This is a genomic window from Anabaena sp. WA102 (assembly GCF_001277295.1).
Classification (GTDB): Bacteria; Cyanobacteriota; Cyanobacteriia; order Cyanobacteriales; family Nostocaceae; genus Dolichospermum; species Dolichospermum heterosporum.
Genome location: NZ_CP011456.1, coordinates 1,493,610 through 1,513,446, shown reverse-complemented (window position 1 = coordinate 1,513,446; position 19,837 = coordinate 1,493,610). Strand labels below are relative to the sequence as shown.

General features: G+C 37.5%; 17 protein-coding genes, 1 other RNA gene and 1 pseudogene. 14 read left to right on the top strand and 5 right to left on the bottom strand.

Annotation, left to right across the window (positions count from 1 at the left end; all coding sequences use genetic code 11):
• Nucleotides 1-95 precede the first annotated feature (95 nt).
• Nucleotides 96-413 (top strand): 30S ribosomal protein S10, encoded by a 318-nt coding sequence (gene rpsJ / locus AA650_RS06470; RefSeq protein WP_015113498.1) that lies wholly within the window; start codon nucleotides 96-98, stop codon nucleotides 411-413.
• A gap of 146 nt (nucleotides 414-559) precedes the next feature.
• Entirely contained in the window at nucleotides 560-1,210 is a 651-nt protein-coding gene (locus AA650_RS06465; protein WP_053538423.1) for an LON peptidase substrate-binding domain-containing protein, read from the top strand.
• A 12-nt stretch (nucleotides 1,211-1,222) separates the two neighbouring features.
• On the opposite strand, the gene AA650_RS06460 is transcribed toward AA650_RS06465, so the two are convergent.
• Entirely contained in the window at nucleotides 1,223-1,786 is a 564-nt protein-coding gene (locus tag AA650_RS06460; protein WP_053538422.1) for a WD40 repeat domain-containing protein, read from the bottom strand.
• A gap of 1,118 nt (nucleotides 1,787-2,904) precedes the next feature.
• Here AA650_RS06460 and AA650_RS06455 point away from each other — a divergent pair.
• The 5 genes from AA650_RS06455 (at nucleotide 2,905) to AA650_RS06430 (ending at nucleotide 10,369) form a co-directional block, all read left to right on the top strand.
• Nucleotides 2,905-3,939: a helix-turn-helix domain-containing protein gene (locus AA650_RS06455; protein ID WP_053538421.1), complete on the top strand. Its 1,035-nt coding sequence runs from the start codon at nucleotides 2,905-2,907 to the stop codon at nucleotides 3,937-3,939.
• 827 nt (nucleotides 3,940-4,766) lie between these two features.
• Complete coding sequence (locus AA650_RS06445) at nucleotides 4,767-6,131, top strand: AAA-like domain-containing protein (RefSeq protein WP_205748390.1); 1,365 nt, start codon at nucleotides 4,767-4,769, stop codon at nucleotides 6,129-6,131.
• A gap of 365 nt (nucleotides 6,132-6,496) precedes the next feature.
• Nucleotides 6,497-8,626 carry an AAA-like domain-containing protein gene (locus AA650_RS06440; protein WP_053538419.1) on the top strand — a complete coding sequence of 710 codons (2,130 nt, stop codon included), beginning with the start codon at nucleotides 6,497-6,499 and terminating at the stop codon, nucleotides 8,624-8,626.
• 589 nt (nucleotides 8,627-9,215) lie between these two features.
• Nucleotides 9,216-9,752 (top strand): GNAT family N-acetyltransferase, encoded by a 537-nt coding sequence (locus AA650_RS06435; protein WP_053538418.1) that lies wholly within the window; start codon nucleotides 9,216-9,218, stop codon nucleotides 9,750-9,752.
• A gap of 428 nt (nucleotides 9,753-10,180) precedes the next feature.
• Nucleotides 10,181-10,369 (top strand): hypothetical protein, encoded by a 189-nt coding sequence (locus AA650_RS06430; RefSeq protein ID WP_053538417.1) that lies wholly within the window; start codon nucleotides 10,181-10,183, stop codon nucleotides 10,367-10,369.
• Between the two features lie 195 nt (nucleotides 10,370-10,564).
• Here the strand turns inward: AA650_RS06430 and AA650_RS28615 are convergent, their stop codons facing one another.
• A complete protein-coding gene (locus AA650_RS28615; RefSeq protein ID WP_190382246.1) occupies nucleotides 10,565-10,705 on the bottom strand; it encodes a hypothetical protein in 141 nt (46 codons plus the stop codon).
• Between the two features lie 61 nt (nucleotides 10,706-10,766).
• Here AA650_RS28615 and mutS point away from each other — a divergent pair.
• Nucleotides 10,767-13,368, top strand: a pseudogene (gene mutS / locus AA650_RS06425) (DNA mismatch repair protein MutS).
• Nucleotides 13,369-13,471: 103 nt separating this feature from the next.
• Here mutS and AA650_RS06420 read toward each other — a convergent pair.
• Both AA650_RS06420 and AA650_RS06415 read right to left on the bottom strand, forming a co-directional pair.
• Nucleotides 13,472-13,930, bottom strand: a complete 459-nt coding sequence (locus AA650_RS06420) for a DUF29 domain-containing protein (RefSeq protein WP_053538416.1) — start codon at nucleotides 13,928-13,930, stop codon at nucleotides 13,472-13,474.
• A gap of 220 nt (nucleotides 13,931-14,150) precedes the next feature.
• Nucleotides 14,151-14,474 (bottom strand): hypothetical protein, encoded by a 324-nt coding sequence (locus AA650_RS06415; RefSeq protein WP_053538415.1) that lies wholly within the window; start codon nucleotides 14,472-14,474, stop codon nucleotides 14,151-14,153.
• Nucleotides 14,475-14,907: 433 nt separating this feature from the next.
• On the opposite strand from AA650_RS06415, the gene AA650_RS06410 reads away from it, so the two are divergent.
• From AA650_RS06410 to ssrS, 3 genes are all read left to right on the top strand, one after another.
• A complete protein-coding gene (locus AA650_RS06410; protein WP_039205198.1) occupies nucleotides 14,908-15,396 on the top strand; it encodes a pentapeptide repeat-containing protein in 489 nt (162 codons plus the stop codon).
• On the top strand, nucleotides 15,387-16,547 hold the full coding sequence (locus tag AA650_RS06405) for a 5-(carboxyamino)imidazole ribonucleotide synthase (RefSeq protein WP_053538414.1): 1,161 nt from the start codon (nucleotides 15,387-15,389) through the stop codon (nucleotides 16,545-16,547). Before AA650_RS06410 ends, AA650_RS06405 begins: the two co-directional genes overlap by 10 nt.
• 39 nt (nucleotides 16,548-16,586) lie before the next feature.
• Nucleotides 16,587-16,771, top strand: a non-coding RNA gene (gene ssrS, locus AA650_RS26170) — 6S RNA.
• Between the two features lie 6 nt (nucleotides 16,772-16,777).
• On the opposite strand, the gene AA650_RS28610 is transcribed toward ssrS, so the two are convergent.
• A complete protein-coding gene (locus AA650_RS28610; RefSeq protein WP_234413324.1) occupies nucleotides 16,778-16,942 on the bottom strand; it encodes a hypothetical protein in 165 nt (54 codons plus the stop codon).
• Nucleotides 16,943-17,086: 144 nt separating this feature from the next.
• On the opposite strand from AA650_RS28610, the gene rimP reads away from it, so the two are divergent.
• From rimP to AA650_RS06390, 3 genes are all read left to right on the top strand, one after another.
• Nucleotides 17,087-17,548 (top strand): ribosome maturation factor RimP, encoded by a 462-nt coding sequence (rimP, locus tag AA650_RS06400; protein ID WP_053538413.1) that lies wholly within the window; start codon nucleotides 17,087-17,089, stop codon nucleotides 17,546-17,548.
• A 275-nt stretch (nucleotides 17,549-17,823) separates the two neighbouring features.
• Entirely contained in the window at nucleotides 17,824-19,101 is a 1,278-nt protein-coding gene (nusA, locus tag AA650_RS06395) for a transcription termination factor NusA (protein WP_174763439.1), read from the top strand.
• A 169-nt stretch (nucleotides 19,102-19,270) separates the two neighbouring features.
• Complete coding sequence (locus tag AA650_RS06390; protein ID WP_053538412.1) at nucleotides 19,271-19,540, top strand: YlxR family protein; 270 nt, start codon at nucleotides 19,271-19,273, stop codon at nucleotides 19,538-19,540.
• Nucleotides 19,541-19,837: the final 297 nt, after the last annotated feature.

Here is a 19,837-nt window from a genome sequence, read left to right as displayed (position 1 = left end):
CATAAACAATTTTAAATTTCAGATTTGGGATGGAATTTAACATCTAAAAATCTAAAATCTAAAGTCTAAAATTTACCGAACCTGGAAAACTAAACATGGCAACTCTACAGCAGCAGAAGATTAGAATTCGCTTGAAGGCATTTGACCGACGTTTATTAGATACATCTTGCGAGAAGATTGTAGACACCGCTAACCGTACCAACGCCACAGCTATCGGACCAATTCCTTTACCCACAAAACGCAAGATATATTGCGTACTGCGATCGCCTCACGTAGATAAAGATTCCCGCGAACACTTTGAAACCCGCACCCATCGCCGGATTATTGACATTTACCAGCCTTCTTCTAAAACTATTGATGCACTCATGAAGCTAGATTTACCTTCTGGTGTAGATATTGAAGTCAAATTGTAAGTTTGTCATTAGTCAATAAATAAGATCCCCGACTTTTTAGAAAAGTCGGGGATCTCTTGTTTTCTTAATGATAAAATATAAACAAAGTGCGGGTAAATTAGAGAACAATATAATACTTTAAGAATACAATTTATACTCAAATAACCATGACATCTTCCTCTAAAATTGCAGTGCGTGAACTACCTCTATTCCCATTACCCGAAGTGGTTCTATTTCCGACTAGACCATTACCTCTACATATCTTTGAATTTCGCTACAGAATCATGATGAATACGATTTTGGAGAGCGATCGCCGATTCGGCGTATTGATGATTGATCCCACCAAGGGGACAATTGCTAATGTTGGTTGTTGTGCGGAAATTCTTCATTATCAGCGGCTACCCGATGACAGAATCAAGCTATTAGCTTTAGGACAACAAAGATTTCGGGTGTTAGAATATGTCCGCGAAAAGCCCTATCGCGTCGGTTTGGTAGAATGGATTGAAGATCAACCGCCAGCTAAGGATTTACGTCCTTTAGCTTCAGATGTAGAACAACTATTGCGGGATGTAGTTCGTCTTTCGTCCAAGTTAACAGAACAAGAAATTGAATTACCAAACGATTTACCAGATTTACCCACAGAACTATCTTATTGGATAGCGAGTAATCTCTATGGTGTTGCTCCCGAACAGCAAGCATTATTAGAAATCCAGGATACAGTTGCTCGTTTAGAACGAGAAGCGGAAATTCTCACTTCTACTCGTAATCATTTAGCAGCGCGTTCTGTGCTTAAAGATACGTTTAATGAGATGGAATAAACTGACCAAACTTTAGACTTTCAAAGTTTGTACACAGCATCCAGTTTCCAGATTCCACAACTTGATTGTGTTATCTTCACTTGCTGTGGCTAAGATTTGCTCTGTGGGATGAAAAGCAACACTCCATACACAAGCATTATGTCCTTCTAGAGTTTGCACACATTTTCCTGTGGCTAGATGCCATACTTTAACTATATGGTCATTGTTAGCACTTGCAATAAATTGAGCGTCAGGACTAAAAGCCATCGGCTTAAAAATGCTAATATGTCTATTAAATTGTTGTTTACTATTGCTGATTTCTTGTTCCTGTATAATTCGCTTCAAGACTTTGTGCAGGTTGCTTTTGGTGACTTTTTCTCCTAAAGCTTGGGAGAGCGATCGCCATAGTTCTGAGCCAACGTCTTTAATGTAACCAAGATCGTAATCGGAATCTATAGCCATGTCTAAGTACGTCTGTCCAGTCCAAGACTGACGGAATACAATCTCTTGAACTGTTCTCAAGCGTCCCCGCTTTAATAACTGTTCAACTAGTACAAGAGCTTCTCTATCCGTAATTATCACTTCTTCAAGGGTCATTTACTCTTTTGGCAAAGTTAGTATTACAAGGGTGAGTTGATTGTTGTATTATACGGAGTGCGTGATTTGGTTCTTGTGACATATTTATTTAGTCACAATAGTGACATAAAAACCTCGTCGTTGTCAACGCATAAAAGTAAATTTTAAATATAGGGGAACACCAAAAAATAAATTACCCAATTTTGTGGGATGGGCATCCTGCCCGTCCTTGATGATTAGCGGGCTTTTCGTCCCCCACCACAAGAAATTTTTGGGTATTTTTTTAATTGGAAGTCCCTAGGCTCCTATTTGATTTTGATACAAGTAGGTGGGCGTTAAAAATTGTCGTTGGGGCAAGGGAACAGGGAACAGGGAAGAGGAAGAGAGTTTTGAGTGATTTTACTTTTCTTCACATACCTTTAAATTTTCTGTTCACCTACTTACTGAAAACGGTTAATAGTTTAACCAAATATGAAACCCCTCTGGTAAGTAGTGGGACAGAATTAATTACACAATGTCATTGCGTAAGCGTTGCGTGGCGTTAGCCATATGGAACGAAGTGAAATGAAGCAATCGCAAGGGTTGTGATTGCTTCGCTTCGCTCACAATGACTGTAAATATTTTGGTCCAATTACTTAAACCTCTCCCCGCACCTCTCCCTAACCCTCTCCTAAGAGGAGAGGGAAAAGGAATAATATTTAATACTGGAGAGGCTTTGAACTTGTTCTTTGTAAGTAGTGGGACAGAATTAATTACACAATGTCATTGCGTAAGCGCAGCGTGGCGTTAGCCATATGGAACGAAGTAAAATGAAGCAATCGCAAGGGTTGTGATTGCTTCGCTTCGCTCGCAATGACTGTAAATATTTTTGTCCAATTACTTATGATAAAAAGGTCCAGCTTCTAGCAGTTTTGAGTATAGCTTGCGTAGCATAGCCATACGTCGGGAGTTTCAGATCCCCGACTTCTCTAAGCAGTGGAGGATATTTCAGCAAAAAGGTCAACATTCTTACAAAAAAATGCCCTCACAGACGACTTTTATGGCTTACGCTACGCTATCAGCAAACCCTATATAGAAGTTAGGAATAATTTTAATAAAAATAGTCACGTCTGTGAATAAAATCCTGGTATAATCAAAAGATGAACCAACAACAGTTTGAACTTATATTTGAAAACCTGACAACCAGACCAAAGGAAGTCTTGCAAAGGATATTAGCGGGTGAAACAGATGCAGATATAGCAGTAGCTATGGAAATTGGAGAGCCTACAGTCAGAAAACATATTGAAAGAATATGTGAAAAATTTGGACTGAGGAGTGAACATACTGATAGTCGCCGCTACAAACGCTCAGAGTTAGTGACACTGGTTGCTAAGTATAAGCCTAACTTACTAACTGAATATCAGCTTAAATTTACAGATAAAGTAGCAGAAATTACAGATAAAGATGACAATAATATCTGCGAATTTATATTACAATTACTATCAGTCAACCAACCTATAAATGAAGAATTTAAGAAATTTATACTGCGTTTTAATTGCAATGAGCAGGAGAAGAAACAAATTGCTAAATCTCTGAATAAAACCGGATATCAACACTATTTGAATAGTGATTTTAACACAGCTTTATCCTATTTAAAATTAGCAATTGAATTTAAACCTGATTTAGCAGCGGCTCATTATAATTTGGGAGCAACCTACGAAAAAATAGATCATTGGACTCAAGCTTGTGAACATTATAAAATTGCTATGCAATATCAAAATCGGGCTGGAGAAGCTGCAATTAATAATTTAGCTCGATTGGAAATTTTACAAGGAAATAGTTCTGCTGCTGTGGAAATGATTTCGCCAATTTTATCAAAGGTTAAAGATCATACAGTCAAAGCTGCATTACATAAAAACCTTGGTTGGGCTTATTTTCAGCAAAATTTTTATGAACAAGCAAAACAGCATTTATTCATATCTTTAGAATTGGAAAATGATTATGTTCCAGCCTATTGTTTATTAGCACAAGTCCAAGCAGCAGTAGGAGATAAAGAAAATTCTCTAATATTCTGGAGAAAATTCTTAGAATCTTATTCCCAAGAGCAAGAATTAAAAAGTGTTCAATGGCATTTACCAGAACTAGAAATTTGGAAACTTGATGCTATGAGAAATATTATGGAAACAGCGATATAAATATGACTTACGCACAAGTCACAAAAGAATGAACCACGTTCGCGTAGCGTCCCGCAGGGATAGGAACGAAGGACACGATGGAAAGAGAGTTTAAGAGGTTGTTTGAAAAGTCATGATTGTTGTATCAAATGTTTTACCCCTCCCTAACCCTCCCCTTATAAAGGGGAGGGAACTGGATTTTTATTGTTTCCCCCCTTTACAAGCTATCGTGTAGACACAAGTTAAATTACCCCCCTTTCCCCTTATAAAGGGGGGTAACAATGTGATGAAAATTACGGGATACCACTTTAAAAACATCCTCTGAGAGATATTTTGCGTAAGTCCTAATAAATAGGAAAATCGCTGTAATTTTTTTCGATATAATATCAATTGGGAGGAACGATTGGATCATCATCCTCATCATCACCATTAATAATGTTTCCTATCATTGATAATGTAAATATCATGGCTCATTTCTCCATTGAGATTAATTGATGAATAAATCAAGAAGAAGCGAGGGTACCCATTTTGCTGTTTAAGTTTCTTGTTTCATATCTTTTGATTTGATGTTTTTATTATGGGTGGATTTGGAGAAAGTTCAAACACTAAAAAATAGGGAATATTTATCTAGGTTTAGCAGCAATTTAAACTCAAATCAGTAGTAAAAAATAAGTGGGAGTTATATTTATTAATTAAAAAGTAGGGAAAAGTAAGGTAGAACAATAAGATCCCCAAGATCCCCGACTTCTTAAAGAAGTCGGGGATCTGACCCATAAATTAGGATAATTGCTTGATCCAATAATCAAATTACGGTAAAATAATGAACATTGATTTTATGTATATTATTTATGTCTTTCAAAGTAGATATATCTTGGGAGCAAATTCAAGAATTTGTGGATGAAATTGTATGGAAATATACTGACAAACATCTAAGCGATGTGGAAGTACAGGTACTCAAAGGAAGTTGGGAAGGGAAAAGGTATGAAGATATTGCTACAGCACTACATTTAACTACTACATATATTCAAAATGATGTTGGTGCTAAATTATGGAAAAAGCTCACAGATATTATTGGAGAACCAGTGAGTAAAAGTAATTTTCGTCAAGCACTGTATCGGGAAAGAGAAAAACGAAAAACACCACAAATAGTTTTATCTATGAACAGACTGGAACTTCCTCATAACCCAGTATCCCTAAATTCTCCCTTTTATGTAGAGCGATACTCCATTGAGTCTCAAAATTATACGATTGAATCTTTATGTTATCAAGCGATCGCTCAACCTGCTGCACTTATTCGCATCAAAGCACCAAGACAGATGGGAAAAACCTCACTACTTGACAGAATTTTAGCTCAATCACGTAAATATGATTATCTAACAGTACGCATAAATCTACAAGATGTAGATGAATCAAACTTTAGCAATTTAGATAATTTTTTACGTTGGTTTTGTACGTACATTAGCCTAGAATTAGGGATTACAGATCGGGTTGATGATTTTTGGAAGCAGCCTATTGGTAGTAAAATTAGTTGTAAAACCTATCTACAAAACTACATTCTTAAAGAAATTAATAGTCCTTTAGTGTTAGCTTGTGATGAAATAGATCGAGTTTTTAACTACCCTCAAATTTCTCAAGACTTTTTTGGACTATTGCGAAGCTGTCATGAAGAAGCTAATAATCGAGATATTTGGAAACAACTGCGATTAGTTGTGGTGCATTCCACCGAAAATTATGGATTATTAGATATCAACCATTCACCTTTTAATGTGGGAGAACCAGTAGAATTAACGGAGTTTACCGCAGAACAAGTACAAGATTTAGCACAGCGTCATCAACTTAATTGGAATCATAGTTTAGTGCAAAAATTGATGGCTATGATAGGAGGTCATCCATATTTAGTTCGGATAGCATTTTATCACCTCGCTCAACCTGCTCCCGGAAAGTGGGGAGATATCAAACAGTTATTGCGAGATGCTCCTACAGATGTGGGTATTTATACTCAGCATTTACGTCGGCTATTGGGAATGCTCAGGGAAAATACAAGACTAGCAGCAGCATTCACAAAGGTTATTAGCACTACTGAACCAGCACAATTAGATTCCATACTTGGATATCAATTGTACAGCATAGGACTAATTAAATGGCAAAATAATCAAGTTATGCCTCGCTGTGAGTTGTACCGTCAGTATTTTGGAGAAAGGTTGGAAAGTTGACAGTCTCAATGTGTAAGTATTCAGCTATAGCACTCGTTTATACCCAGATCCCCGACTTCTGACATCAATTTATAATTTGTGGACACAATAAGTAATTAGACAAAAATATTTACAGTCATTGGGAGGGAAGGGAAGCAATCACAACCCTGGCGATTGCTTCATTTCACTTCGTTTCATATGACTAACGCCACGCTGCGCGAACAGAATGACATTGGGTATTTCTTTCTGTGGAGTTCTCTAAATAAAAGAAGTCGGGGATCTTATCACCCCACCTGAATTCTTACCTCAATGTGATATAGTAATCCCATCTAAGTTGTAACAATTAATTTTTATTATCCACACAAATGAACTCTGGCGTATCAATTATGTCAGCTTTTAATTATTACAAAGTTGGGGGTAGTTTACCATCTGACATTCCCAGCTATGTAAAACGACAAGCAGATGAAGAACTGTATCAAGGTTTAAAAAATGGAGATTTTTGTTGTGTGTTCAATTCTCGACAAATGGGAAAATCTAGCTTGCGGGTACAAACTAGAGAAAAACTTGAGTATACAGGAATAAGATGTACTTCCATTGATATGACAACTATTGGTAGCTGTGAATCCACTGCTGAAAATTTCTATGCGGGTATAACCTTTGAATTGTGGAATGGTTTTTTTGATGACTCATCTACTTTTTCTCAATGGTGGGAAAACCATATATTTTTGTCACCAGTGCAGCGATTAAGTCAGTTTATTGACAAAGTTTTATTAACCAAATTACCTCAAGATATTGTTATTTTTATTGATGAAATTGATAACCTAATTAACAGAGAAACTAAAGATGAATTTTTAGAATTTATTCGTGCTTGCTATAATCAACGTGCAGAAAAAACAGAATATAAACGAGTTACTTTTTGTTTACTGGGAGTGGTAACACCATCAGATTTAAAGGATAAAATGGGTACACCATTTAATATTGGTAGAACAATTGAGTTGACTGGGTTCAAAATACAAGAAGTGATCCCATCTTTATCTCAAGGATTGCTTGAAAAGGTAGATGATCCTGAAATTGTTTTAGAACAGATATTATATTGGACTGGAGGACAACCATTTCTAACTCAAAAACTATGCAAATTAATTATTGAAAAAGCTGAAACCCGAAAGCCTAATATTAATAATCTAGTGCAAAATTATATTATTAAAAATTGGGAATTTCAAGACGAACCGGAACATTTAAGAACTATTAGGAATCGGCTGATTGCGGAGAAGGAACTTATTTATAAAAAGTTAGAAATTTATAGACAAATATTGAGAAGTTACAGCATAGATACTGATGATACACCGGAAAAAATGGCATTAAGATTGTCAGGACTGGTAGTTAAACAACAAGGAAAAATGAGTATTTATAACCCTATATATGAAAAAGTTTTTAATGAAGATTGGATTGATAAACAATTATCTTTAATATCAGTATCTCCCTCATCAGAGATAAATTCTGATTCAAAAAATATCAAATTTTTAAACAAATTTTTGAGTCATGGTGTATTAGCAACTATAGCAATTATTCTATCTGTAATTAGTGGTACATCACTATCTTTTTCATATATAATAATTGACAGTAACCCTTGGCAGCTTGCATTTAATCAAAATGGAATGGGAGTGATATATGAATTTATTCGTACTTGTTTTTTATTAATGTTAGAAGTGTATTTAGTAGGTTATGAATTTAAGCAAGATGTCATTCATTTGATCTTGGATAAAAAGTTTGTTTTCAGACGCAAGGTAATGTTTTCTATAGCCTTAATATTTTTAACTATTGTGCTATTTCATCACTTGTGGTATGCTCCTCATGAATTATTGGCAAATGATCAAGTTAGCAACAATGAATATTTTGATAGTTATCTACTACCCTATATATGTTATTTGCCATATTCCTTAATTAACTTTATTTGTATAGGTTCTGTTTTAGCCAATTTGAGTATAAATATTGTGATAGAAGATTGTAAGCGGATTGGTCTAAAAATGCAAGAATATAAAAACTATCTAGGAGAAATTAGTAAGGATTCAGGAAAATATACTGCTGAGGATATTTCTGTGATTAATCAGGGAATTATTCAGCAATTAAAGCAAATATATTTAGAGTTTGGTCGAAAAACTCAACCGCATCTTAATCTATTTTTAGGGATTCAAATTGCTATTTCTACATTGGATACAAGTAATTTTTCAAAAAGTGCCTATACATGGACACAATTATTTCTTACATTTAGCTTAGTTCCTCCTATAAGTACATTGATTCTATGGGGATTATTAGGATACAATAAAATATTAGATCAAACTAACGAAGTTTTATTTAATTTAAACTGTGATTTCAGTGAAATTGAAAAAAAGTATAATCCTTTAAATTTGTTAAAGAAAATTTTTATATCAAATTTTTTCTTTTGGATAATTTGTATAATATTTTTATTAAAAATAATCTATTTGATATTTACGTCTTATTTCAAATGGTCTAGTTGATATATATAGCGGTTCTTAGAGGATGTTTTAAAAGTGGTATTCCGTAATTTTCATCACATTGCTACCCCCCTTTCCCCTTGTAAAGGGGGGAAACAATAAAAATCCAGTTCCCTCCCCTTTACAAGGGCAGGGTTAGGGAGGGGTAAAAAATATTTGATACATCAACCATAACTTTTCAAACACCCTCTTAGTTGAGTGAAATACAAGAACCCCACCCCCCAACCCCCTCCCCGCAAGCGAGGAGGGGGCTATAATATATCTCATGTGGATACTGCTATAGAATTTTGTGGTTCTAATAGGAAATTTTTCGGCGTTGGTGAATGAAACTATGAATTAGTCTCACGCAAAGGCGCAAAGATTAAGAGTTTCAGGAAGGGAATTTTTGATTTTCATACCTCAGAGGATATTTGAAAAGTATCAGAATTAATCGAGATCCCCCAACCCCCCTTTGTAAGGGGGGCTAAATTCCTCAAAGTCCCCCTTTTCAAGGGGGATTTAGGGGGATCTGCGGGTGTCAGATCCCACACGAAAAAGTTTTCAAACAACCTCTCAATTCAGCAATACCAATTTTTCACTACCTCCTTGATTTATGTTCAAAATCTCCAAAAGAAAAGTTACAAAAGCAGAAGCAGAGTTACTTGTTAGACAAATAAAACTAACACCTAATATTATGGGTTATTCATTAACGGAATGGATGTCAGCCGAATATATTATAGTTGCGGAAGATGAAAATGGTAAGATGGTAGGAGCTTGTTTAAATTATGATTTTCATGCAAATTGGCATAAGATAGCTGCATTATTTGTGATGGAAGAATATAGGGGTATGGGTTTGGGAAAAATGTTATTTTATGAATCATATCAGGATGCGATAATTAGGGGAAAAAAAATATATACGATGAGTATTAATGAAATTGTGATCAAAATGATGCAGGATTTAGATTTTTTGACTTTTAATAGTTTATTACAAATGCCAAGAATAACTAATGGAGATAAGTTAATATTTTATTTCCATTCTCTTCTATGGTTGATGAATTTTTACAGGATTAAGGAAATTATCAGAAAAACCATAGTTTATAACCATCACAAAACTTTTGTTTATGGAATTAAGTATTGCAGTAGTAAATGATAATATTTTTATTAATTTATATGTATATAGGCTTGTTTATGTAGTTTCCAACTAAGCAAAGCTCTTTTTGATGTAAGTATTATGCTCTAGCACGATATTAGATTAATTTATAAGTATATGTATAAATAGTAAGTTTTGTTTATTTAAAACTACAATTAAGAAAGAAAAATTGCAGCCTATTACAGCATACATTGCAGAGTATAGTCTTTTTTTATTTAAAAAGTTTACATAAATTTACTTATCAAAAATATCCGACCTTTTCCGACCTTTAATTTTTATACATAGCTGTAGAGTATTGACATGAATAAATTGGAGTACCAACAAGAAGTAGATAAGGATTTAAACGCCTGTTGTCTCTATCTTCAACAAGTGCTTTAAATGCCATTATGCGATGTCTTAATTTTTAATTATTTTTAGGAGGACTCACAATGCGTAAATTATTTCTGACATTGACCATACCACTCTTCACTATGGCAATTGCACCTGCTATCTTTAATGCACCTGCACAAGCTGAAACAAAAACTTTTAATAGACCACGTACTCGCAGTGTTGATTTAGACTGGTGTTTGACTTGGGATGCTAATTGTGGTGAACCAGCAGCTAAAGCTTTTTGTTGATCTAAAGGCTTTAAACTAGCTACAGATTATGACAAGACTAGTAGAAAAGTCACAAGACCAATACGTGATAATTTTTGTAAAATAGGAGTTAACAGTGATCATTATGATGGTTTTAGCTTCATAGAATGCTCGAATACTGATGATAATTAGAAAAAAACTAGCTTAAATATCTGTGATCGCATTTCCATAATTCTATTATTGTGTGCGATCGCATTTCCATAACTCGATTATTGTATGCGATCGCATTTTTACCACAATAACGGCAAAAATGGCTGGATCAACAGTAACCCTAACTAAAAATAAATAAACCTTAAGCGATCGCACCCTATCCCCCACATCAAGCTATGATCGAATAGAGTGCCAAAAATCTGTTGCCAATAAATTCTCAGCATCTACCATGACGACTTCCACACCAGAATCCAATCAACCCAACGCATCACTTACTGATACAAATCTGGTAGAAGATCGCAGTAAGCTGAGTAAGATGTATCAGCATTATGTAGAAGTGAAAGATAAATATCCTCATGCGTTGCTACTGTACAGAGTTGGTGATTTTTTTGAAACTTTTTTTCAAGACGCTGTAACTGTCTCCAGGGAATTAGAATTAGTTTTAACCAGTAAACATGGTGGTGAAGTCGGTCGCGTTGCCATGACAGGTGTACCTCATCACGCTTGGGAACGCTACACAACTCAACTGGTGGAAAAAGGTTATGCAGTGGTAATTTGCGACCAAGTAGAAGACTCCGCTGATGCCATTGGTTTGGTCAAGCGAGAAGTAACGCGCATCCTCACTCCAGGGACATTATTAGAAGAGGGGATGCTCAAAGCCAGTCGGAATAACTACATAGCGGCTGTGGTAATTGCTGTCAATCATTGGGGTTTAGCCTACGCAGATATATCAACAGGAGAATTTCTCACATCTCAAGGTAGTGATTTAGAACACCTGACTCAAGAGTTAATGCGGTTGCAACCTTCAGAAGTCCTGTTTCCCACCAACGCCCCCGATTTAGGTAGTTTACTGCGTCCTGGGGAAACCTCCCCATCTCTTCCCCAATGTTTACCACCATCATTTTGCTATAGTTTGCGATCGCAAGTCCCCTTTTCCCAAGCAGAAGCTAGAAGTAAATTATTGCAGAAATTCAAAGTGCGATCGCTCGAAGGTTTAGGTTGTGAACATTTACCCCTCGCAGTTCGCGCTGCTGGTGGTCTTTTAGAATACATCGAAGACACACAAAAAGCCCATCCTGTCTCCCTGCAATTATTACGCACCTATACCTTAACTGATTATTTAATCGTCGATCATCAAACCCGTCGTAACCTAGAAATTACCCAAACCGTCCGCGATGGTACATTTCACGGTTCTCTATTATGGGCTTTAGATAGAACTAGCACCGCAATGGGTAGCCGAGCTTTAAGAAGATGGTTGTTACAACCGCTACTGGAGATTAAAGGGATTAAATCCCGCCAAGATACCATCCAAGAATTAGTAGAAAATACGCCCTTACGTCAAGACCTGCGGCAGTTATTAAGACAAATTTATGATTTAGAGCGGTTAACAGTCAGAGCCGCCTCTGGTAGAGCAAATGCCAGGGATTTAGTCGCCTTAGCTGATTCTTTCTCCCGTTTACCCGAATTATCTCGCTTAGTTGCCGATGCCCGTTCCCCGTTCTTAAAAGCTTTGCAAAAAGTCCCACCCATCCTCGAAGAACTAGCAGAAAAATTACACGCTCACATCGTAGAATCACCACCGACTCATCTCAAAGAAGGTGGTTTAATTCGGGCGGGGATGAATCCGTTGTTGGATGAAAGAAAAGCCACTGTGGAAAGTGATCAACAATGGATTGCCAACTTAGAAGTTGATGAAAGAGCCAGAACAGGAATCCCCACTTTGAAGGTAGGATTTAATAAAACTTTTGGTTATTATATCAGTATTTCCCGCAGTAAATCCGACCAAGTTCCCGATAATTACATTCGTAGACAAACTTTAACAAATGAGGAACGTTACATCACTCCTGATTTAAAAGAACGAGAAGCACGCATCCTCACAGCGCGAGATGATTTAAATCAGTTGGAATATCAGATTTTTGAAGCATTACGCAATGAAGTGGGTTCTCAAGATGAAATCATTCGGAATATTGCCCGTGCAGTAGCCGCGTCGGATGTATTATGTGGTTTGGCGGAATTAGCTGTCCATCAAGGTTACTGTCGTCCTGAGATGGTTACGGGTCGGGAAATTGACGTAATTGATGGTCGTCACCCAGTGGTAGAACAGTCTTTACCTGCTGGTTTTTTTGTCCCTAATTCGACTTGCTTAGGGGGGAAGGAAATGAACCACGAAGGAGCGAAGGAAGCGAAGGAAGAGGAAAAGAAGAATTTATCTTCCCCTGATTTAGTGATTTTAACCGGTCCAAATGCGAGTGGTAAGAGTTGTTATTTGCGTCAAGTTGGTTTAATTCAGTTAATGGCGCAGGTGGGTAGTTTTGTGCCGGCGCGGTCTGCTAAATTGGGAGTGTGCGATCGCATTTTTACCCGTGTTGGTGCGGTGGATGACTTGGCTACTGGTCAATCTACATTTATGGTGGAAATGAATGAAACTGCCAATATCCTCAATCATGCAACGGCAAAATCTTTGGTTTTGTTAGATGAAATTGGTCGCGGAACAGCAACTTTTGATGGTTTATCAATTGCTTGGGCTGTAGCAGAATATTTAGCAGTTGAGATTAAATCGCGGACGATTTTTGCTACCCACTATCATGAGTTAAATGAATTAGCTACAATTGTTTCCAATGTCGCAAATTATCAAGTTACAGTTAAAGAATTACCAGACCAAATCATCTTTTTACATCAAGTTCAACCCGGTGGCGCTGATAAGTCCTACGGAATAGAAGCCGGAAGATTAGCAGGTTTACCGACAGTGGTAATTCAACGGGCCAAAACAGGTGATGGGACAAATCGAAAAACACAGTAAAATAGCCATGGGATTGCGTGAAGGACTTTAATATGAGGCTTCTTCGTCTAATGAAGTACAAAATTATCTGCGTTCATCTGTGTTTATCCTCTTCCATCTGCGGTTAATTCTTTCTTCATTGACTTATAGAAAAATTATCCTTCCCAATCTTGAAGAGTATCGCACAGAAAATTATCAGCAATTATATCATCAAATAAATAGGGGCAATCTTCAGGAAAAGTTCTTAATGGTAAATTAGTTTCTCGTAAGGCTAAATCAACTCCTGTTTCAAAAGCATCTAACATAGCTTCTGTTATCCGAGATTTTAAACTAGGGTTTTGTCTGAGATGTCTTTGAATAGCACGACGTTGTTCTCTAATTGTGAGAAACCAACTGCGAGAACGTTGTTCAGGTTGATATTCCCATTTCAATAAATGACCAATTAACACACCCAAACGACTTATCAATTCTCGATATTCATGTCTTCCCAAAGATTGAATTTCCTCTTGCAAATGTTGCCAGTCTAATTCTACAACTAGCTTTTGTTCTAAAGCTTTTGCTTGTTGTTGTGTCCAAGCATAGAAGTCTTGATTATACAAGGAAAAGTTATCCATATTCAGCGAATTTCATTTTCATTTTTAATGATATTTTAATCATATAACTTACAAAATAAGTCAGCAGTCAGAAATTTTTCAAAAAAGGGGCGTTGCTGATTAAGAGTATGAATTTTAGTCTCACGCAAAGGCGCAAAGGCGCAAAGACGCACTGAGGTTTGAGTTTTAGGTCAATGGATTAATCTTAATATCTTAATTTTTAATTTTCATCTGCAAAACTCTAAATATCCTCTGGTTCAAATTGTGCCACTGTGACAGCATTAAACGCAAAAGATAACACTAAAGGAATCGGACATTTCCACAAAAAAGTATAAATCACTGCTAAAATAGTGGTGGATATGGCAGCAAAAGCCCAGTAAATTTCCTGATTGGTTAAGCCGTTTTCTTCTTTAATTACTCTTAACACATTCATGGGAATTGGTTCTGGCATCACTCCCCCCGGAGGAAACGCCCAATAATTACCACGTCTCTCGACAAATAAATCTGTCCAGCCATTTTCTAAGCACCACGCTTCAATCCATTGAATAGAGTAATGATTTATCATATAAATACCAATTTTGTATTATTGATGTATGCTGTTCGTCAATTTTAATAAGTTCAAGATTCTTAGTCAGATATAGCAGCAGTCAATAAGTAAAAGATTTCTACTGGATAATTTTTCCCATAAACTTTTTACCTTATTTAAGTACATACTCGCTATAACCGTTGCTGATGATATTCAATTTCATGTCAACATTTAAATGGTTATCAAATATTTTTAGGCATCAAAAACCCCGCCCCCACGGCTACCTCTACGATCCATACATTATCAGTTTTTTTCACTACTAGACTTTAAAAGATAAAAAACTTTACTTGTCATCAAATTTAATGAATTATTGTAAACAGTAATTGGAAAAAGGAGTAATTGCCATTAACCTTCATGCAACGCCCGAATTATCAACTGTTAACTATTAATCACTAATTGGGACTCATCAACTATGTTTTGGCAAAAAGGCTTAGGATGGATTTTGGGAATTATGCTTTGGTTCATCCCACAAACAGCATTAGCAGATTGGACACATCCTTTATCATATAGTAATGCAGAGTTGTCAAGACAAGACTTTTCAGGACAAAGTTTACAAGCTGCGGAATTTTCTAACGCTAACTTGGAAATGGCTAACTTTACAGGTGCGGATTTGCGAGGAACAGTTTTCAGTGCTTCAGTCATGACAAAGGCAAATTTGCATGGAGCAGATTTAACCAATGCGATGATGAATGAGGTAAAATTAATAGGTGCTGATTTAAGTAATGCCGTTTTAATCGAAGCTCTTTTACTCCGCACTGTCTTTACAGATGTTAATATCACAGGTGCAGATTTTACAGACGCAATTCTAGATAAAGCGCAAATTAAGGAGCTATGTCAAAAAGCCAGCGGTGTAAATTCTCAAACTGGTGTAGAAACTCGTGAGTCGTTAGGATGTCAATAAAACTTGGTATAATCGGTGGTGGACAACTGGCTTGGATGATGAAAGGCGCGGCAAACAAGCTGGGAGTAGAATTAATAGTCCAAACTCCTAGTGCAAATGATCCAGCCGTATCTATTGCCCAAGATAGTGTTTTTGCCGCAGTTGATGATGCCGCAGCCACAGAAATTTTAGCAACAAAGTGTGATATCGTTACCTTTGAAAACGAGTTTGTGGATCTTGCTGCTTTATCACTACTAGAAAAACAGGGTGTCTGTTTTCGTCCGACCTTAGCAGCTTTAGCACCTCTGTTAGATAAATATGAACAACGGTGCTATTTACGGGATTTAGGTTTGCCAGTTCCTCAGTTTTTAGCATTATCAGGGGAAAAAGCGGTAGAATCTCAGATTGAAAACTTGGGATTTCCGGTGGTTCTCAAAGCGCGAAGACATGGATATGATGGTCAAGGAACTTTTATCATTCCCGATTTTCCGACCTTATCAAAAATAGTTAATCAAAGTCGTACCCAGTTTTTAGTCGAAGAATTTGTACCTTTTACCAAAGAACTGGCGATAATTGCAGCCCGTTCTGTAAATGGGGAAATTATCATCTATCCAGCGGTAGAAACTCGCCAAGAAGAACAGGTTTGTCGGTGGGTAATTGCCCCAGCTAAAATCACCCAAGAGCAAAATTTAGAAATTGAAGCGATCGCCCATAAACTATTAACTAGCCTTCAATATGTAGGAGTCTGTGGCATTGAACTATTTCTCACCGCCGCGGGTAAAATTCTAATTAATGAAATAGCACCACGCACCCATAACTCTGGACATTTTTCCCTGGATGCTTGTGAAACTTCCCAATTTGAACTACATCTGAGAGCGGTGTGTGGTTTACCATTAACCAATACTAGATTACGTTGTGCTAGTGCTGTGATGGTTAATCTGCTAGGATATGAAAGCAGCCATAGCGACTATCAGAAACAACGTCAACAACTTGCCGCTATTCCCAAAGCTACTGTCCACTGGTACGGCAAAACAGAAGCTCGTCCAGGACGTAAACTAGGACATATCACCGTTCTTCTAGAGCAAGATACCCCCAATGAAGCCAAAGACACCATACACAAAATTGAATCCATCTGGTATCCCCCAGCAAAAATTTGCCAAAATTTTCCCTAAATAAATACACAAACTATTTTTCAAAGCTATAATGAGTTAGTTGCACTACGACGATTGGTGACTGCCATCAAGTTTTTTGATCTATGTCTTTAACAACAAGGGAGCTAAACAATTCTCGTGGCAGTATACCGGGCTTGTACCCGGAAACTTTAAATGAGAACCCTCAGTTCCCACCTGGTTTAACCAGGTCATAAACTTAGGTAAAACGGCGTTGTGGTGAACTAAAAATTTTAGCTCCCTGGTTGATGAAACTGGGGAGCTTTACGATATTTGCCTGACATTTGGAGGCAAAAAGCAAAATACAGAGAGAAAAAGATTTTCCCAATGACCAATGACCAATGACCAATGACCAATGACCAATGACCAATGACCAATGACCAATGACCAATGACCATTTTTTCAAGTCTGTCATGACTAACTGAAGAAATAGGCTACACTCATCTTAGGGGCGAACTAATGCAGTTCGTCACAAGACTTCTTGGAAGATATCCCTGTCGCAGGAAGTGGGTTGAAGCCCACTTTTTTTATTGAATTCTCCCATGACTCATCCTTTAATACCACAAATTATTGATTTGGCGACACCAGTAGCCACAGAACTAGGATTGGAAGTTGTTAGTATAGTTTTTCATACGAACCAAAGCCCCCCAGTCTTGCGAGTAGATATCTTTAATCCTCTACAGGACATTGGCCTGAATGATTGTGAAAGGATGAGCCGTGCCTTAGAAGCGTCATTAGATGCGGGAGAGATCATTCCAGACGCTTATGTATTGGAAGTATCCAGTCCTGGTATTTCGCGGCAACTGGTAACAGACAGGGAGTTTATTTCCTTCAAAGGATTTCCTGTAGTTATTTCCACTTCCCCACCCTACGAACAACAGCAAGATTGGATAGGTCTATTGGTGCGTCGGGATGAAACCACAGTTTACCTTAATCAAAAAGGTCGTGTAATCAAAATCCCGCGTGACCTCATTACCAAAGTACAAATAGATGAGCGTAGCTAATCAATTTTAGATTTTAGACTTTGGATTAGGGACTGGTAACTGGTAACTGGTAAGGAGTAATTGGTTATGGAAACAATACCTTCGCCAAATTGGAAACCGCCATTCTTTGTAGATTTGTAGGTTGGGTTGAGGAACGAAACCCAACAAATGCGTTGGGTTGCACTGTTGCTTAACCCAACCTACAAAGAATGGCGAAGGTATTGAAGAAAACAATTATTTCTTAACAATTATCTAATTGTGCTGACTAGCTTACATAAAATTTTAGGAGATTGCGTATGTCAATGGTGACTTTATCTGGATTAAAAGAGCTAATTGAAAGTATTAGCAAAGAACGAAATTTGCCGCGTTTGGCTGTACAAGCGGCTATTAGAGAAGCCTTAATTAAGGGTTACGAACGTTATCGTCGCGCCCAAAATTTAGAACGCAGACAATTTGATGAAGAGTATTTTAATAATTTTGAAGTAGAATTGGATATAGAGGGTGAGGGATTTCGGGTTCTTTCCACCAAAACTATTGTTGATGCAGTTAGTAATACTGATCATCAAATTTCCTTAGATGAGGTACAGCAAGTAGCCCCTGAAGCTCAACTGGGAGATTCTGTGGTATTGGATGTCACCCCAGATCAGGGTGAATTTGGGCGCATGGCAGCCATGCAAACTAAGCAAGTATTGGCGCAAAAGTTGCGAGATCAACAACGTCAAATGGTGCAAGAAGAGTTTCAAGACTTAGAAGGCACGGTTTTACAAGCTAGAGTATTGCGATTTGAACGTCAGTCTGTGATTTTGGCTGTGAGTAGTGGATTTGGACAATCAGAGGTAGACGCGGAGTTACCCAAGCGAGAACAGTTACCCAATGATAACTATCGTGCTAATGCAACTTTTAAGGTATATCTGAAAAAAGTTTCCCAAGGACAGCAACGGGGTCCACAGTTGATGGTATCGCGTGCTGATGCAGGTTTAGTAGTTTATCTATTCGCCAATGAAGTCCCAGAAATTGAAGATGAGGTAGTGCGGATTGTGGCTGTAGCCAGAGAGGCTAATCCTCCTTCTCGTTATGTCGGACCCCGGACAAAAATTGCTGTTGATACCTTAGATCGGGATGTAGACCCCGTTGGCGCTTGTATTGGTGCGAGGGGATCACGAATCCAGGTAGTAGTTAATGAATTACGTGGTGAAAAAATAGATGTGATTCGCTGGTCTCCAGATCCAGCTACCTATATTGCTAATGCCTTAAGTCCAGCACGGGTAGATGAAGTTAGACTGATGGACCCAGAAAGTCGCCAAACTCATGTGTTAGTTGCGGAAGATCAACTAAGTTTGGCTATTGGTAAAGAAGGGCAAAATGTGCGGTTAGCAGCCCGTCTCACTGGTTGGAAAATTGATATTAAAGATCAGGCTAAATATGACCAGGAAGCTGAAGATATTAAATTTGCAGCGGTGAGAGCGCAAAATCAACCACGAAATGATGAGGATGATAGGTCTGACCGAGAATATGAAATGGCAGAAGAATTAGAATTGGATGAGGATAGATTCAACAATAGGGAGGAAGATTAATTCCCCAAATTTGCCTGCAATAATTTGAGAAAGTAAGGGAAGCAGGGAGCAGGGAGCAGGGAGCAGGGAGCAGGGAGCAGGGGGAATATTTCTTCCCAATGACAACTGACATTAAAAAATACATTGTTTAGTATCAGGAAGATATCTAGCTGAATCTGGCAAAAGACTGATGAAACCGAACTATCGGCGTTGTATTAGTTGTCGTCAAGTCAACTTGAAACAAGAGTTTTGGCGGATTGTCCGCGTCTTTCCATCTGGAAAGGTACAATTAGATCAGGGCATGGGGCGTTCTGCCTATATCTGTCCGCAAGAGAGTTGCCTGCAACTAGCTCAGAAAAAAAATAGACTAGGAAGATCGCTGCATGGGACAGTGCCAGACACAGTGTATCAAGCATTGTGGCAACGTCTAAATCACGGCGATCGCCAAAATCGGATTTAATGGTAACAACTAAAATTGCGATAACCTCTAAAGATATTATGACAAAAGCCGAACTATTCACGCTCTGATCATAACCTTTAGTATCGCTCAAGTTAGTGCCAAAATAGTAAATGGATGTAACTAGCTTTCTCGATCTCCTTTTTTTGGACAAGACGCAAGGCATTACTCCCAAAAAGTTTTTTTTTGATTGTATTGTGGAAGACTCACAAATCAGCAAAACAAAAGAACCAAAAATGGCAACCTGGTAGCGTCAAATCGCAGTTCTGCATCAACCATCATTCCTGGTGGAGATGTCAG

Excerpts from the sequence above, each read along its gene's own strand:
- rpsJ (WP_015113498.1), top strand. The coding sequence starts at position 96 with ATGGCAACTCTACAGCAGCAGAAGATTAGAATTCGCTTGAAGGCATTT.
- AA650_RS06465 (WP_053538423.1), top strand. The coding sequence starts at position 560 with ATGACATCTTCCTCTAAAATTGCAGTGCGTGAACTACCTCTATTCCCA.
- AA650_RS06460 (WP_053538422.1), bottom strand. The coding sequence starts at position 1,786 with ATGACCCTTGAAGAAGTGATAATTACGGATAGAGAAGCTCTTGTACTA.
- AA650_RS06455 (WP_053538421.1), top strand. The coding sequence starts at position 2,905 with ATGAACCAACAACAGTTTGAACTTATATTTGAAAACCTGACAACCAGA.
- AA650_RS06445 (WP_205748390.1), top strand. The coding sequence starts at position 4,767 with ATGTCTTTCAAAGTAGATATATCTTGGGAGCAAATTCAAGAATTTGTG.
- AA650_RS06440 (WP_053538419.1), top strand. The coding sequence starts at position 6,497 with ATGTCAGCTTTTAATTATTACAAAGTTGGGGGTAGTTTACCATCTGAC.
- AA650_RS06435 (WP_053538418.1), top strand. The coding sequence starts at position 9,216 with ATGTTCAAAATCTCCAAAAGAAAAGTTACAAAAGCAGAAGCAGAGTTA.
- AA650_RS06430 (WP_053538417.1), top strand. The coding sequence starts at position 10,181 with ATGCGTAAATTATTTCTGACATTGACCATACCACTCTTCACTATGGCA.
- AA650_RS06420 (WP_053538416.1), bottom strand. The coding sequence starts at position 13,930 with ATGGATAACTTTTCCTTGTATAATCAAGACTTCTATGCTTGGACACAA.
- AA650_RS06415 (WP_053538415.1), bottom strand. The coding sequence starts at position 14,474 with ATGATAAATCATTACTCTATTCAATGGATTGAAGCGTGGTGCTTAGAA.
- AA650_RS06410 (WP_039205198.1), top strand. The coding sequence starts at position 14,908 with ATGTTTTGGCAAAAAGGCTTAGGATGGATTTTGGGAATTATGCTTTGG.
- AA650_RS06405 (WP_053538414.1), top strand. The coding sequence starts at position 15,387 with ATGTCAATAAAACTTGGTATAATCGGTGGTGGACAACTGGCTTGGATG.
- AA650_RS28610 (WP_234413324.1), bottom strand. The coding sequence starts at position 16,942 with ATGGTCATTGGTCATTGGTCATTGGTCATTGGTCATTGGTCATTGGTC.
- rimP (WP_053538413.1), top strand. The coding sequence starts at position 17,087 with ATGACTCATCCTTTAATACCACAAATTATTGATTTGGCGACACCAGTA.
- nusA (WP_174763439.1), top strand. The coding sequence starts at position 17,824 with ATGTCAATGGTGACTTTATCTGGATTAAAAGAGCTAATTGAAAGTATT.
- AA650_RS06390 (WP_053538412.1), top strand. The coding sequence starts at position 19,271 with ATGAAACCGAACTATCGGCGTTGTATTAGTTGTCGTCAAGTCAACTTG.